This is a genomic window from Paenibacillus sp. O199, assembly GCF_001636635.1.
Lineage (GTDB): Bacteria > Bacillota > Bacilli > Paenibacillales > Paenibacillaceae > Paenibacillus > Paenibacillus marchantiae.
This window is the reverse complement of record NZ_LGRP01000002.1, coordinates 310866-326649: the sequence shown is the minus strand read 5'-3', so window position 1 is coordinate 326649 and position 15784 is coordinate 310866. Positions and strand designations below refer to the sequence as shown.

The following is a 15784-nucleotide window of genomic DNA, read 5'->3' as shown; positions in this document are numbered from 1 at the left end:
GTTGGGGTGCCTCCCCTAACAAGTGTCATTTTTTCTTGATTATAACGATTCGAATAACGAAAGTAAATACTTAATAATGCTGAATATTGTCAATTACGAACGATTGATTGATTATAACGTATGGCTGAGAAACCACTTGTACAATTCCGGGTTGTCATACGTTTCGGTCCAAGCATCATGATTACCTTCAGGATATATCGTCAGCTTCACATCCGCGTTCAACGCTTCAAGCGCATGAACAATTTTCTCGGATTCCGTAACATAAACGATGTCATCCTTGGCACCATGGAATGCCCAGATCGGTATATTATGCAGTTCTTCCGCTTTGGAAGGGTCTGCTCCCCCACATACAGGAGCCAATGCAGCAAATGTATTGGGGTAAAACAGTGGCAGATCCCAAGCACCATACCCGCCCATACTCAGACCTGTAAGATACACCCGGTTCGGGTCAGCAGCTTCGTTTTCCAAAACATGTTCCAGAAGAGCCATAACAGCTTCGCGATGCATACCCCAAAATTCGTCCACAGGACATTGCGGTGAAATCACGATAAACGGGAAACTTTTGTCCTGATCGGCAATAAGCGGAACCCCGTGTGCTTTAAGCTTTTCCAGATCATTTCCACGTTCTCCAGAACCATGAAGAAACAAAATGACAGGCCATTTCTGGTCCGCAGCAAGCGGTTCCTCCGTCTCGGGAATGTGCAGTAAATAGTCCAAAGTGACGGTTTTGGTGATTTCCTTTACCAGTCGATGCCCGGTTTGGGACATATGCTCGCCTCACTTCTCATCTCTAATTTTCAGCAACGCTTCATCCAATACTCCAACCACCTTGTCACACCATGCATCAAATTCGGGATCTTCGGTCTGCAATTCAGGATGTGCAAGAATATATTCTATGGTGCTCCGGATTCCTTGATCGGCCCTGATCGTTGCCACAAATTCTGGAACAAGCCTTTTTAGCTTACTGTTATCAAATACAACCGTATTCGCCTTGTCTCCCAGCAGACCGCCTCGAAGATCCTGATCACTGCACGCCGCCAAAAACTCGGAAGATACATGAACCGCATGAAGCTTGACACCAAGCACTCCTGCAATAATCTCATAGATCTGATTCCAGGTTACTGACTCGTCCGAGGTAATATGTACCGATTCACCAATGGCGTGAATATTGCCCATAAGGCCAATAAATCCTTTGGCAAAATCACTGTTATGCGTTATGGTCCAGAGAGATGTACCATCTCCATGAATGAGTACGGGTTTATTTTCACGTATGCGCTTGAGGACCTGCCAGCTTCCCTCTGCCCCGTGTACACCGAGAGGTACAGAACGTTCACTATACGTATGGCTTGGACGCACAATGGTTACCGGAAATCCTTCTTCACGATACTGTTTCATCAAATAGTCTTCACATGCAATTTTGTTGCGCGAATATTCCCAATACGGATTGGATAAAGGCGTACCTTCCGTGATCCGATAATCAGCAAGTGGTGTCTGGTAGGCAGATGCCGAACTGATAAATATAAATTGCTTCGTTTTGTCTTTGAACAAACGGTAATCTCTCTCCAGCTGGGAAGGTACAAACGCGATAAAGTCTGCGACAACATCGAACTCCAGGTCGGCAATCAGCTCCGCAACCCGCGCTTCATCGTTAATATCGGCTTGCAGCACTTTGATTTGCGCAGGCAAATTATCATTTTGATTACCCCGGTTGATCAAATAAAGTTCACAGCCTTGCTTCGCAAGCTGATCGGTAATTGCTGTACTGATGGTACCTGTTCCTCCAATAAATAGCGCTTTCATATTTGGCCACCTCCAGATGAAATTGATCACTAGTCCATGATATCACGCACACAAAAGAGGAGCAAAGATTCAATTGAAGAATCTTTGCTCCTGTCCACTATATGACCTTAACCGTTCCGTAAATCATGTACATGCCACAGTGAATTTCATATTCCCCAGGCTGGAGATCTTTGTCCAAGGTGTAGTAATTATCACCCTTTTGCATGTACATATCCATGCCAAGCTTACTTGATGCCACCGATTTAACGTGTGTGACCTGCCGGGTAAGAATAAAGTTGATTTTGGTAGGGACTCCGGATTTAACTTCAATAACATCAGGTTCAAAACCGTCATTGCTTACGTTAACATTAACAACTTCATATCCCTTCAAGTCCTCCGGCGTCTCGGCTTTGGCCGTTACGGCACTTCCCGAGCCTGGGGACATGTCCTTGCCCATAAAATACACCATAAAAGATCCAAGCAGCACAACTACAGTAATTCCCAGCGTAAGCCAAGGCCAGGTTTTGCTAATCCAGCTTTTCATCTCAACGCTCCTCTGTCTATGTTCCCATTCTATTGCAACTCTTCTTCAGCATACCCCATCCGGTTAAAATTGAAAATGACTCGAATGGGCCATATCGATGGGACGTCACTTAGCCCAATAAATATATTCATCAAAAAAGAGCCTGAATCCCTCAGGCTCTTTCAGCTATAGTTCTTGTCTTTATCATTCTATCTAATTCCACTCAGGAATATAGAGGTGTATTTCGACTTCGTCTCATCCGCAACTTATAAATCTCTGGTAGCGCTACACCAATTAGCACCACAATAACCCCGATCCATTGCAATGGGCTCACATGCTCGTGAAGCACAATGGCTGAGAGCAGCACCGCGATTGGGAGCTCAACTGCACCAAGAATTCCGGCCATGTCGCCCCCAATATGAGGCACACCTACTGCGAACAGTACTGGTGGGATAAAAGCTCCGAAGAAGCCAAGCAACAATCCGAAGACAAGCAGCTGGCTCCAAATCAATCCGTTAAACAGGAACGTCGGCGGGAACAGGATACACAGCAAGACCAGACCTCCGGTCACCATCCATGCACTGCGAAAAGCCGGATGTGCTGATGGAACCGCTTTACCACTGAACATTACAAACAGGGAGTAACTTACAGCCGCCATTAAGCCAAGCGCTATGCCCAAGCCGTTAAACTCTCCGAGTCCCTGTTCCAGGAAACCTGCTGCCAGCAATGTTCCGCCAAACAGGATAATCAAAGTCAGGAACGTTACTTTGTCAGGACGCTGACGTTTGCTCACGGCCTGAATCAATACGCTAATCCACGTAAATTGGAACAAAAGAATAATGGCAAGTGACGCGGGAATGTATCGTAAAGACTGATAATAGACAAGACCGGTAATCACCGTCGGCGTCCCTGCAGCCATCAATATCAAACGTTGCTTCCACGTTAATTTCTGGAATGCTTTTGCCACGGTTGCTGATGTTTTTCCATCTGCCTGTGATTTCCGTTTCATTCTAAACTTCGAGTATAATGCCAGCATCCAGGAAAGGATGAAGCCCGTGATCAGCTGTGTGCCCACGACCTCTCCAAGTTTGTACCCTTCGCCGTAAGCCAGAACCACAATTGTGGATAATATGCCATAGCTCATCGCTCCTGCGAGAACGGACAGATAATATTTCATTGTAGATAAACCTCCTGATGATCGAAAAATGCGTCCGCATGTTTGATCCATGCCAAGGTCACAGACACCATCCAAATGCAAAAATCCTAACTACGAGCAAGGAATACAATGATTCCTGGCATCGTAGTTAGGAAGTATAGGCTTCCCGTAGAGACCCTCGCCCTGTGTACACTTTCGGCCTGCGAGGTTATACGAAATGAAATATGCATTTGTTGTTTGCGATTCGTGTGTGACGACTTTTCATATATTACATGGCAGGTGAGGTGGTGTCAACCCTGATTCACAATTTAAATTTTTTTAATTCAAATTAAAAACAAAAGACATACGTTATTACGTCATTTTATAGATGAAGAATCCCATGTTAACGTTTGCTGCAATCCTTCTTTGAGACCATTTAAATCCAATCCATCCACTGCAAAGGCCTCTCGGATCAAAGGAGGAGCCACAAATTCATCGTATTTACCAAGATACGGTGCTTCATCTTCTGAAAGTAACGCAGATGCGTCTTCCGCTGTTCGACATTCACTCATGATCTCGGCCAAAAGTGTGCGACCATCCACTTTGCCTGACACGACAAAATAATAAGGCTCCATAGGTACAACAGATCGCAAGGCAAGTTTGTCAGACAAATTGTGCTTCATTAAACGTTCCAGTGTGCGGAAAGACTTGCTTCCCACCCAAGGTAATACATACAAGGAATCTCCTCCAGCTGGAATGACAACCTGTTTCAGCAACCCACTTTCACGTGCAAGTCGACGGGCGCGTTCCAATCGATTTACCGCTTGCGGAGACAGATACGGATATATCACCGTGTCGGACAGTACTTCACGCATTTTCTGGACGACCGTCGTATGAATGTCCCCACCCGCACCCAGCCATAACGTATCCACTTTTCCTTTGGCTGCCTTCACATACACAGATTTATGCTTGTGATCGACCTCTTCCACTTTCCACAGTTTCCCGGCAAGAGAGAAACAGTATCCAGGAGGCGGCACGGTTGTAATCGACCCGATCTCCTCGGAACCGTTCAGCACTTTGTGCTCTTCATCATCTTTGAACACCGCATAAAAGCGATAGTTATTGACGGTTTTCTCACCCGTAAGCCCAATGATTAAAGTCCGATCTTCTGTCCATTGCAGATGATCAGTCTCAATCAGATAATTTAGAAAAATCTGATATTGATCTGCACGAATCTCCTTGAATGGTGCGAGCGAAAGCATGGCCTCAGCCAATTCTTTGGGTTCAGCCTCCCCCATGCTTTTCAGTATGCTCATAGTCTGATGATAGAGCACACCCATCGGCATCTTCCGGGCCTCAAGTGGTTCAACCCACTTGGTCTTTACATACAATTCAATAACAGCAATAGCCCGCATGAGTGTCCATGGCATCCGAGCAGGCAATTGAGCTTCCTCATCCTCTTCTTCCGGACATACAAATAGCATCTCGGAAGCCATATCCTCACGCCTGCCTGACCGTCCAAGGCGCTGAACAAAGCTCGATGCACTATAAGGTGCTCCAAGCTGCACAACTCGCTCCAGTTCACCCAGGTCAATCCCCAGTTCCAACGTTACGGTAGCCGCAGCTACTGCTGGCCCTGATCCGGTTCGTAAGGCGGCTTCGGTCTCTTCTCTCAACATGGCGGAAATGCTCCCATGATGAACATGGAATACGTCCCGCTCCTGTCTCCGTGCGGCGACACGCCGCATCTCAAGTATAGTGACTTCGGCATCCGTCCGACTATTGGTGAATATCAAAGCTTTTTTGCGATGTGTACTCTCATATATGAAGTCGTAATAGACTTTACGTGCGTTATGCAGATGTTCCGCCTGTTCTTCATCCCGTGCATCCGGAAACGAAAAATGCTCCACCCGCAAACGCAGCTTGCGACCACCGGGGGAAGAAACCACATCCACCCCCTGATTAGTTCCAGCAGCGAGCCAGGCTGTAGCAGCATCATAATCACTTAGTGTCGCAGATAATCCCACTCTTCTCGGTTTACATCCAGCCATACGTTCAATTCGCGCCAGCTCACTCAATACCTGAATGCCTCGATCCGCTCCCATGAATGCATGAACCTCGTCAATGATGACATATCGCAGATCATGAAATAGCGCCGGGATGGCATTGGGACGATTCATCAACAGACCTTCGAGCGATTCAGGCGTAATCTGAAGCACACCGGATGGACTTCGCATGAGACGTGTTTTCTCTGCCTGAGGCACATCTCCATGCCAGTGCCATACCGGAATATTGCCCTCTGACAGTAGGTCCTTTAGTCGCTCGAATTGGTCATTAATCAGTGCCTTAAGTGGCCCGATGTACAAGATGCCCACGGATTTGGAGGGACGTTCATGCAGCTCGGTCAGTGCAGGAAAAAAAGCCGCCTCCGTCTTGCCGGAGGCTGTACCTGCCGCAATCAGCATATGATGTGGGGTATGAAAACAAATATTACAAGCTTCAATCTGGGCAGGCCGAAGTGATTCCCATCTTTTTTTATAAATAAATTCCTGTACAAAAGGGGCCAGTCGATAGAAAGGGTTCTCACTCATAATTCAAACTCCGCCAGAAAATCATCCAAATCATCAGATGATGAAGAATCCGTTCCTTTTCCTGCTTCCTGCGGTTTGACTGCTCGCTCACCAAGTAATTGAACATAGGCCACTTCAGGATTCTGATGGAGCGTGTGCAGCACATCCATGAAGTCCCGTACCACTTCACGCGTGGTCAGTAACTCATCCGCGCCGAGCCGGTTGACCGCTGTTTGCATAAAATCAACTAAATCCTCGTCTGTTAGACTAACACTATATCCAAAATGCAGGGCATGTATCTGACGTAGCTTCTGCAACAGAATCAAAATCTCTTCATGGGACAACATCGAAAGTTTCAGGATCGGTCCGGTGTAATTCGCATATTCTCTTGCCGCATAGCGGCCATCAATGAGTCTCGAACGAAGTGCTTCATAACTGAAGAGTCCGCGTCTTTCATCTTCCACAAATTGTGGTGTGCCGCCTACAAAGATACCCAGGTGTTCTGCTTTACCCTGCATCGTATCATTGAACATGGTAAGCAGCTTCTCGTAGTTGCTTTGCCGGGATATGCTGTTTGTAATTTTGTACAGATTCACCGCTTCATCTATGAACAACAGCAGTCCTTTGTAACCGATCCGTGCCGTAAATTCGGACCATAATTTGAAGTAGTCATACCAGTTATCATCATCAATGATGACGCCGACAGCCAACTCTTTCTTTGCTTCCGTCTTGGTTGCAAATTCGCCTCTCAACCAGCGCAGAGCCGCCTGTTTGCGGTCATCATCCGCCAATTTATAGCCGTTCCAGTACGAAGCCAGCACCTTGGCAAAATCGAATCCATGCACCATATTCTGCATTTCGTTCGTCACCGCATAGATTTGCTTCTCGACTTCAGCAGGAAGAGCAGGATCATCCGGGCGCAAGCCCTGACTTTGCATCGCTTGCTGCTGAAGACCAGCGATCCATTTTTGCAAAATCGGTTCCAGTGCCCCGCCATCCGGACGTGTACGAGTAGACAGACGAGTCATCAGCTCACGGTATGTTGCAAGCCCCTGACCTTTGGTTCCCACCAGTCTGCGCTCAGGTGACAAGTCGGCGTCCGCCACAACAAATTCCCGATCCATCGCATAGTTACGAATCATCTGTAACAGAAAACTTTTTCCGCTTCCATACCTTCCTGTAATCAGCTTAAAAGCTGCCCCGCCTTCCGCAATGTTGTCCATATCCCGTAAGATCGCGTCCACTTCAGACTTCCGACCAACAGCAATCTGCTCCAGTCCGATTCGTGGCACAACGCCCGCTGTCAACGAATTCACTAGTGCGGTAGTCAGCCGCTTCGGTATTTTAAGTTCTGCCACTGCCCAATCACCTCTTCACATGTTCAAACACATTTATATAATCCGAAACCATCCGATCACCTTCAATCAAAAGGTCACCAATCGTTTCCATGGCCATATCATTAATTTCATCCAACAGGAGTGTAGGCATCGTGCCGTATTGCTCAGCCACCCGCATCAGCTCCGTATCCGGGTTGACGCCAAGCAAGGCGTGAATGGCCTGTACATGCTGCTGAGATAGCATTTCAGAAAACTGTATCCACTCTTCATCCAGATCAGCAGAAAAATCCGCCTCCCATTGTAATGATAATGGCTCGTTAATCCCGTTTTCTTGTCCTCCATCAGTATTAAGCGCTCCCTCAACGTCAACCTCCTGTTGGTTAGACTGCTTAGCACTTTCAGCTTCTTCCGTTGAATTCTGGATCACGGTAGTGGGTAGGCTGCTCACATTGTTTGCATCCTCATCTTCGGAGGTATGATTTTCTTCGATCATGAGTGCTCTGCGCACATATTCGCTTTCCTTTTGCAGCGAAGCAAGTTTCTCTGCATCAATCCGGACTATCGGTTGCTCTACAACTGGCATTTGCTCGACTGCAAATGCCTTGTCCAGGTAACGTTCAATCACTTTTGCAAGCTCAGGTTCAAGCGTCTTTCCACGAAGTCGCCCTCTGAAACCGAGCAGTTCACGGCATTTATTTTCCGTGCATCGAAAAACTCGGGTTACAAACTGGACAAAATCTGCATGCTCTCCAATCGGAACATATGTCATTTGAACCGATTTTCCATAAATGGATTCGTCATATACAGCTTTTCGAAACAGCGTACGTTCGATAGTCCTTTCATGATTTAACTCAAACTGATCCAATATGCCTGCCTTGCGTCTACGCAGTAGATAAGAATCCACCAAAACCATAACTCGGGGAATGTACTGTTCCAGAACCTTCATACCGCCATCTCTGTAAAATTTACTGAGCGTAATGTCGTAGTCATAATATCTTTGTAACAACTTCAGCGAGATATCCGATATATTGCTGCTCAATAGCCGTTGCAATTCCATATCCAGAATCTCCGGTGGAAGATAACCACTCGAAAGCTCCACCATCTCGGATAATGACATGTTCAACTCATGGACTAGATCATAATCAATAATCCAATCCTGCATGTACACATCCAACTGCGGAAGCCGTTCACGATAGTTGATCCATAGTTCTTTTAATTGGTCGTAACCTTCCTCAGGTTCCTGCCAACCAATTCCGTTTATCAGTTCATAAATATGAACAAACAGATAGGACAGATCCGTATCAGGGAAACGTCCTTGCCGGACTTCCGTCCTCCAATACATATACCACTTGCGCTGGGGTTCGTTCATTACACCATAAGTCGGCCAATAACTCATAAAAGGAACAAAGGGAGCCTGCTCCCCTTCCACCTCAATGAGTTGCCTTGCTTCCTCTACAAACCTTTTCTCAGAAGACAATATGCCGCCAGGTAATCTTATATCAAAATCAGCACGGACAATCGTTGAACGATCAGGAACCGGGACTGCCGCTGTGATAGGCTCTTCGCTCAGATCTATCTCCATAAATTCCAGTTGTCTTGAATCCTCTTTCATTGAATTCCGTTTCACCGTCCTCTGCGTGTGAATACGAACAAGTGTATCCATATTCATCATTATAACACTTGTCCTGTGCCTGCGGTGATGAAAATAATACTTTCCTAATTAGCAGAAAAAAGAAAGACATTCAAACTGATATCCAGTTTAAATGCCTTCCCTCTATACCATTTTGCTGCACCCTTTACAGTAAGGCTAGTACAACCTCGTATCAAACCATGATAGCCCGATTTTTTCCGTCACTCTTGGCTTGAGCAAGGGCCTGACTGGCTTTTTCAATCAGATTCGACATCATCAGCTTTTCTTCAGGAACCATTACCGCACCGCCAACGCTAACAGTGACCACGTCACTCGGGCTGGACAGATCTCTCTGAATTTGAAGTGCAAGCACATGTTGTCTGATTTCTTCGGCAAGCTCCGCTGAACGTTCTGATGTTGCATTCTTCAGTTTCAACATGAAGGTTCCTCCCCGAAGACGGGAGATGATGGCATCATTCTGCTCACTGACCACCGCCAGCACTTCTCCAATCCACTGCAGGCAAAGATCGCCACCTTGAAGTCCATAAGATGCATTATATGAACGGAAATCATCGATATCTATAATAAACAGTCCCAAACTGCATTTCTCCTGCAAACATTCATTCCAATCATCCTGAAGTTGAGATTGGAATATGGTTTGAAGCGGCATGTCTGTTAACGGATCTGTATTGAGATAGTTCTGGAGCTGACTGGTTGTCTCCGTATAATGATCCTGATCATGATTCGATGCGCCACCGTTCAGAAGGACCATCACTGAGGGTTTGCCTGCATGTGTAACAGAAGCCAGTGTAATCTCAAGCAGCAGGGACGTGCCCGTTGCTGTGGTGAAGTACGCCTGGTTAGTAAACAGACGCGTATTATTGAGCTTCAGTTCCTCCAGGTTTTGCTGCAAAATCGTTTTCGTCTTATCAGGTACAAATTCCCTGAAGTCCTTGCTGATGAGATTTTTAGAATTTTCATAGCCAAGCAATTCAGCTGCCTTGTTATTGCAATAAATAACGAACCCGTCCGTCAACGTAAAAAACGCCACCGGGGAAAACTCCATCAACTGTAAGTAGCGCTGCTCATTTTGACGCAAAATACGTGCATTCTGCAACGCCTGCTCCTCTGCCTGAACAAGCTGGTTCTCCGTTTGACGGCGTACGATGCTTTTGAGCAATGGAAGCACATTCAGCTCCTTCGTTGTCCACAGGTAGGAGGTCGATTGGACAATCTCTCTCCATTTCTCGAAGGATTTTCGGGGGGACAGACGCATGCCATCATCGGTTTTGATCACGGCTTTGGCTGGATCACCTGCCCAATCCACAAGCTGAACCACTTCAGGCCGGAACCAGATGATATAATGATGCTGCCCAGGGGATATGGCCACATAAACAATACCCGATGCTTTTTCCTTGTAAGCTTTAGCAGGATCATACTCCAAACTCAGCTTGGAGGTGTGATAACTGTAATCTACCGACTTGCCCGCTAGCCATGCAGCCAATTCCCGTACTTGCTCTCGTGCCGGCGTATCGCCATATAACAGCAGCTTGTCCTGATAACAGATCGCAGCTCCCGAAGCATCCATCAAACTCAATAAGGTCTGCTCTTCGCCCTGCAATTCCTCAATAATCCTCACTGGGCTTGTATTCCCAATAAAAATATTGGCAATTTGGGTAGCCGCTTCACGTGACCTGATTTCAGCCTGATATTCATCCAGCTGCTGACGTTGAAACAGTTCACTTGAGAAGAATGAACCCAGGAAGTTACACAAATTCCGAACACGATGAGGTATATATCTGGCTGAATAATGATGACATGTAATCAGGCCCCATAGTTGGTTGTCATGAATCAGAGAGATGGTTACGGTTGCTCCGACACCCATGTTCTGCAAATACTCAATATGCAACGGGGATACACTACGCAGAACCGACAAGCTCAGATTAAGTGGTTTGCCCGTCAAGGGTTGAAGCAAGGGCACGATCTCCACTGGCTTATAATTTACGTTCACGATGGTGCGCAACCAATTACGCAGGTACAACTCGCGTGCCTGTTTGGGAATATCTGACGCTGGATAATGGTGCCCGAGAAACGGTTCGAGCTCTTCCTCACGTGCTTCCGCGATGACCTTTCCATTCCATTGTTCGTCAAATTCATAGATCATAACCCGGTCATACCCGAGCATTTCCTTCACTTGTTCGGCTGCTACTTGACTCGCTTCCACCCGATTATCAGTACTTTTAAGTCGGCTGAAGAAGCTGGAAATCCACTCAAAATTATTCCCTTCCATATTTCCTTTTTCATAGGAAGGCTCCATTTCCAAAATTAACAGGCCTTCACTCTCATGAATGACAGAAGTGAAGACCTGCTCATTTCCAGATACGTTAATCGTGAGATCCATATATTGCAGGTCTGATGTTACAGATGCACTGAAGGTGCGTGCCAGTACCTGCCTTATATTATCCTTGCCAATCAGATGTTCGAGTGGAAGGCCCAGCACCTCTTGCGTAGTAAGACCGAGATGTTCCTCCGTATTTTGGCTGCATTGTACAATAGTCGGTATATTGTTGGTGCTCACAGCCAAGAGCACACCATGAGGTTGAATGAAGCCGGGGATATGAATGGGTTCTTTGTCGCAATTGTTTAGATCAATTGGATCATTGGTGTACGTACCCTGATTAAGCAATGTACGGTTAAGCAAATTATTTTCTTTCTTGGACTTCGATTCGGGCATAGCCTGAAAAATCCCCTCTCATGATGTGATAACTCTATTTTCAACTTACAGATTATCCGTATTTGTATTGATCCATTGATCAAGTAATCGGAATGTTTCCGAAGCCGTGTGCACCATGATGTCGTGATCTTCTTCCCCCGTGATGGATTGACGCAGTAGTTCCGTGAACTCTGCCCATCTCGTTCTGGTTTCCGTACCGTAGGCATTAAAATATTCCAACCCCCGATCTGCTTCAATCGGCAGGAACTGCGACAAACGTTTGGTCATGATCTGACCTCCGTTCGTAGATCCTTCAATGACATATAAATAACCGAACAACCTTGCTGGTGTCGATATATCAGGAAGATCCTTACATAAAGGAACCTGTCTGATTTCCTCTTCACTGGCGCCCAGATTCCGCAGGTCATTTTCAAGCAAATTTGCTTTTCCTCTAATCCCGATATCCAGTCCCGTGCTTTCCCAGAAAGGCTGCTGTACAGCTTGTTCTTCCAATGGTTTCAGGAACCCGTAAAATTTCTCCAGATATTTCTTATACTCTCCCAAGCTAACGGTTTGATTCATAATAGCCTTGGCATACTCGTTCTGTTCCACTTGTCTGTGATAATGAGCTGTCTCACTCTTCAGACGTTCCATAATGGTACTGGCTGTCATGTAATCATCGCCCTTCTAAGTCGGATCTCTTCATCAGAATTAAGACTTATACTTAACTGAATGTTCAGTGTAGGTTAGAATGGATACTCCATTTCATCTAGATAAAGACTCTATGTAAGTATACTTTTTCTTGTACGAGAAAACTATATGAATCCAGCATCGTTACATCTTTATTACGTTTGTTCGATTATACTAACCAGCTTGAACTCTTTAATTCTATTTTATAGGAAATAGTAAAGACGACCCCTGACATATATTGATCAGGAGTCGTTAGCTAAGCATAGATTAATATTAATTATTTATTTTCATCTGATTTAGATCCCCAATTCGCTAACTTATGCAATAGACTGATCAAAGCGGGTAACAAGATTGGGAGCATCACAAAACTGAGTAATACCAATCCAATGATGACAGATATAGCAACTTCAATCAATGTAACTACACCGGAAGGAATCAGGGCAGCAAAGGTACCTCCCAAAATAACAGCGGCAGAGATGACGACTCCTCCGATATTGCGGGAAGCCTCCGTGATTTTATGAACCGGATCACCTTCAATCTCGCGATATCTCATCATGAGGAAAATGCTGTAGTCCACGCCAAGTGTAACGATCATAATCAGACTGAAGAAAGGAACGTTCCAACTCAGATAATCCACGTTAAGCGGCCCCACTACTAACAATTCATTCAGACCAAGCGCAACGTAATACGTCAGGAACAACGAGCCAACAATGATTACGGACTGCCAGAATGAACGAATGATTACCAGAAGAATGAGCCCAATCCCAATCAACATAATCATGGAAGTTCTGCTCAGGTCACCTCCAGCTAATTTTTGTAGATCAAGATTTTGTGAAGGCACCCCACCAAGCGCCACTTTGGCTTCGCTCAAATCCGTACCAACAAGGGCTGTGTTCAGTTGGTTGCTCAGATTTTGGACAACATCCATCGCCTCTTTAGAGTAAGGGTTGTCTGTTAAAATGATGGATATTTCCGCAGTCTTCCGGTCATCAGACATATAAGTATCTAGCGATGCTTGGAACTCCTCTCCTGTTAATACCTCTTCAGGAATATAGAAACTTTTGGCTGCATCGGACTGTCCCAGATTGCCCAAATACTCCTCTGCATCCCCAAGACCTTTGGAAACATCTGTAAGCCCTTCTGTACTTGCGGTGAGTCCCGATTTCAATTCACCCATCTTCGCTTGCAAATCGTTCAGACCGGTCAATAACTGATTTTGTCCTTGATTAATTTGTACTAGTCCTTTTCCAACTTCAGACGTTTTCCCAGCGATCTGCTTGCTGCCACTTGCACCATTAACCAGACCTGCAGATAACTCTCCGGCTCCACCTTCAAGTTGACCCACACCCGAAGTCACCCGAGTTAAACCTTGGTTAACCTGAGCCAGGGCTTTGTTCGCTTCCTTGAATGAACCCAGAGCACCATTGTACTGCACCATCAGCGGGTCCATCTGTGTGTATAACTTGTTCAGATCGCTTTGAGCCGCCTGGGTAATGCCGATGATTTGTACCGCATCTTCTTCCTGCTGTAACTCAGGATGATTCGTAATGAGTCTTGTCATACTACTTTCGATTTGAGCGTAGGCATCTAGTGCACCCTGAATTGCTGTTTTCATACTATTAAAAGTATCTCTGAACGAACCTAGTCCCTGTTCAAGATCAGCATATCCTTGATGCAACTCAGTTGTACCTTTAGATAGTATATCTACTTTTTCTCTGAGGGTAGCCAGGCCATTTTTCAATGTATCTGCGCCTTTCCTCCCATCGTTCAACCCGACTGTCACCTGATTCATGGCTTTCCCCAGAGCTGCCACTCCTTCTTGCAACTGGCTTGTACCATCAATCAGCTGCTGCACATCACTCAGATCATTGGAAGATTGCAATTGGCCTGCAGCAGAAGATAATCCTTCGTTGATGGTGCCTAATCCATTGTTCGCTTTCCCAATACCTTGATTAAGCTCATCCGCCTGATCATTGATATACAATTCCTTAATTTTTGTTCCGGTTGGTCGGGTAACGCTATAAGCTACGGACACACCATCCATTTTGAATACTTTATCCGTCAGATCATCCAGTGCTTTTAAAAACGTTTGGTTATCCATCGACTGCTTGGATTGTACAACCAGTGTGGTTGGGGCAGAGAAACCTGGTGGGTAATGATCCATGATCAGATTAATTCCCTGTTTGGATGTATAATTGTTATTGACCTCAAACAGATCATTATAACTAAGCCGGTTACTGTAGCTGAACAAAAACGGAATGCTGATTACGGCAACAAAAATGATTGCAAGAACAGGTCTACTTGCCGCGTTCCGAGACAAGAATCCCCATAAGCGGCTATCTGCGTGACCTTCAAATTTCCTCGATGGCCAGAACATCTTTTTGCCTAATACAACCATGAAAAATGGATTCAACGTATTCAGGACGACAATGAGAACCGCTACTGCAAATGCCACTGAAGAGGTTGCCTGGTACAACTGAAACTTGGCGAGCATCAGAGCAAGGAATCCGATGAATACAGCAATACCACTATATAACACAGTACGTCCTGCCGTTCTAAACGTCGTTTTGGTTGCGAGAAGTACATCCCCGCCCTGTCTGCTTAACTCTTCCTTAAATCTGGTGTATAACAAAATATTGTAATCCGTACCGATCCCAAACAAAATCACAACCATAAACACTTGGGTAAAGTTAGAGAACGGAAAGTTAAACATGTCTACAAGATGACCCACAATCGCTAATGAAACAACATATGATATACCCACCGTAAGCAGTGAGATAACGGGAATGATCGGTGATCTGAAAATAATAATCAAAATAACGAGGATAAAAATAACCGCGATAATTTCTGTTTTCTGTACCCCATCCTCAATCGATTTGCCAAAGTCATCACCAATCAGATCTGCTCCTGTCAGATATGTATTCACATCTGAGATGGCTGTCGCCTCATTTAACTGACTCACCACTTCCGAAAGGGGAATATCCTCATCCTTAGTGACTGTGATTTGGGTTAAAATCGTGGTTTCGTCCTCGGATATAAGTCGACCAGCTTGCTCTTCACCATCCAGATGGGTTGTGAGCGTCTCTATATTCAGTTGTTTCTCCTGATTTTTCAGGTTGGACAAAACAGATTCGATTTCCGTCTTCTGCTGCTTGGTTAATGCCTGTGCACCTTCTCCACTGTTAAATACAGCGATGATTGAATAAGTATTCCCACTATCCTTATCCATGTCTTTCATCATCGTAGCTGCAATTTGGCTCTGAGCCGTTTCAGGAATTGAAATTTCTCCTTTTTCTTTGACCAGCTGACCAAAATCAGGCATCGTCATTACAGAAACTACGGTAATAAGTATCCATAAAATCAAGGAAAGCGCTCTGGGGTTTCTAAGTTTACTCATACTTTATCCT

Annotated in this window: 10 protein-coding genes; all 10 read right to left on the bottom strand. The window is 45.5% G+C overall.

The window, feature by feature from the left end; genetic code table 11:
* Positions 1–111: 111 nt before the first annotated feature.
* The 10 genes from A6049_RS04700 to A6049_RS04655 all read right to left on the bottom strand — a co-directional run bounded on the left by A6049_RS04700 (position 112) and on the right by A6049_RS04655 (position 15774).
* Positions 112–768: a carboxylesterase family protein gene (locus tag A6049_RS04700; protein ID WP_063563494.1), complete on the bottom strand. Its 657-nt coding sequence runs from the start codon at positions 766–768 to the stop codon at positions 112–114.
* 9 nt (positions 769–777) lie between these two features.
* Entirely contained in the window at positions 778–1800 is a 1023-nt protein-coding gene (locus tag A6049_RS04695; protein WP_063563493.1) for an SDR family oxidoreductase, read from the bottom strand.
* A 97-nt stretch (positions 1801–1897) separates the two neighbouring features.
* The gene (locus A6049_RS04690; RefSeq protein WP_063563492.1) at positions 1898–2323 is read right to left on the bottom strand and encodes a cupredoxin domain-containing protein; all 426 of its coding nucleotides are present in this window, start codon (positions 2321–2323) and stop codon (positions 1898–1900) included.
* 202 nt (positions 2324–2525) lie between these two features.
* Positions 2526–3479 (bottom strand): EamA family transporter, encoded by a 954-nt coding sequence (locus A6049_RS04685; protein WP_063563491.1) that lies wholly within the window; start codon positions 3477–3479, stop codon positions 2526–2528.
* Positions 3480–3814: 335 nt separating this feature from the next.
* Entirely contained in the window at positions 3815–6028 is a 2214-nt protein-coding gene (locus tag A6049_RS04680; RefSeq protein ID WP_063563490.1) for a DEAD/DEAH box helicase, read from the bottom strand.
* A complete protein-coding gene (locus tag A6049_RS04675) occupies positions 6025–7365 on the bottom strand; it encodes an ATP-binding protein (RefSeq protein WP_063563489.1) in 1341 nt (446 codons plus the stop codon). Before A6049_RS04675 ends, A6049_RS04680 begins: the two co-directional genes overlap by 4 nt.
* A 7-nt stretch (positions 7366–7372) precedes the next feature.
* Complete coding sequence (locus A6049_RS04670) at positions 7373–9016, bottom strand: TerB N-terminal domain-containing protein (protein ID WP_063563488.1); 1644 nt, start codon at positions 9014–9016, stop codon at positions 7373–7375.
* Between the two features lie 151 nt (positions 9017–9167).
* Positions 9168–11708: a diguanylate cyclase domain-containing protein gene (locus A6049_RS04665; protein ID WP_063563487.1), complete on the bottom strand. Its 2541-nt coding sequence runs from the start codon at positions 11706–11708 to the stop codon at positions 9168–9170.
* A 45-nt stretch (positions 11709–11753) separates the two neighbouring features.
* Positions 11754–12359: a biliverdin-producing heme oxygenase gene (locus A6049_RS04660; protein ID WP_063563486.1), complete on the bottom strand. Its 606-nt coding sequence runs from the start codon at positions 12357–12359 to the stop codon at positions 11754–11756.
* 295 nt (positions 12360–12654) lie between these two features.
* Entirely contained in the window at positions 12655–15774 is a 3120-nt protein-coding gene (locus tag A6049_RS04655; protein WP_063563485.1) for an MMPL family transporter, read from the bottom strand.
* Positions 15775–15784: the final 10 nt, after the last annotated feature.

What these genes read in the sequence shown, in the direction of transcription:
- A6049_RS04665 (WP_063563487.1), bottom strand. Translation starts at nt 11,708, where the DNA reads ATGCCCGAATCGAAGTCCAAGAAAGAAAATAATTTGCTTAACCGTACA.
- A6049_RS04680 (WP_063563490.1), bottom strand. Translation starts at nt 6,028, where the DNA reads ATGAGTGAGAACCCTTTCTATCGACTGGCCCCTTTTGTACAGGAATTT.
- A6049_RS04695 (WP_063563493.1), bottom strand. Translation starts at nt 1,800, where the DNA reads ATGAAAGCGCTATTTATTGGAGGAACAGGTACCATCAGTACAGCAATT.
- A6049_RS04700 (WP_063563494.1), bottom strand. Translation starts at nt 768, where the DNA reads ATGTCCCAAACCGGGCATCGACTGGTAAAGGAAATCACCAAAACCGTC.
- A6049_RS04690 (WP_063563492.1), bottom strand. Translation starts at nt 2,323, where the DNA reads ATGAAAAGCTGGATTAGCAAAACCTGGCCTTGGCTTACGCTGGGAATT.
- A6049_RS04660 (WP_063563486.1), bottom strand. Translation starts at nt 12,359, where the DNA reads ATGACAGCCAGTACCATTATGGAACGTCTGAAGAGTGAGACAGCTCAT.
- A6049_RS04685 (WP_063563491.1), bottom strand. Translation starts at nt 3,479, where the DNA reads ATGAAATATTATCTGTCCGTTCTCGCAGGAGCGATGAGCTATGGCATA.
- A6049_RS04655 (WP_063563485.1), bottom strand. Translation starts at nt 15,774, where the DNA reads ATGAGTAAACTTAGAAACCCCAGAGCGCTTTCCTTGATTTTATGGATA.
- A6049_RS04670 (WP_063563488.1), bottom strand. Translation starts at nt 9,016, where the DNA reads ATGATGAATATGGATACACTTGTTCGTATTCACACGCAGAGGACGGTG.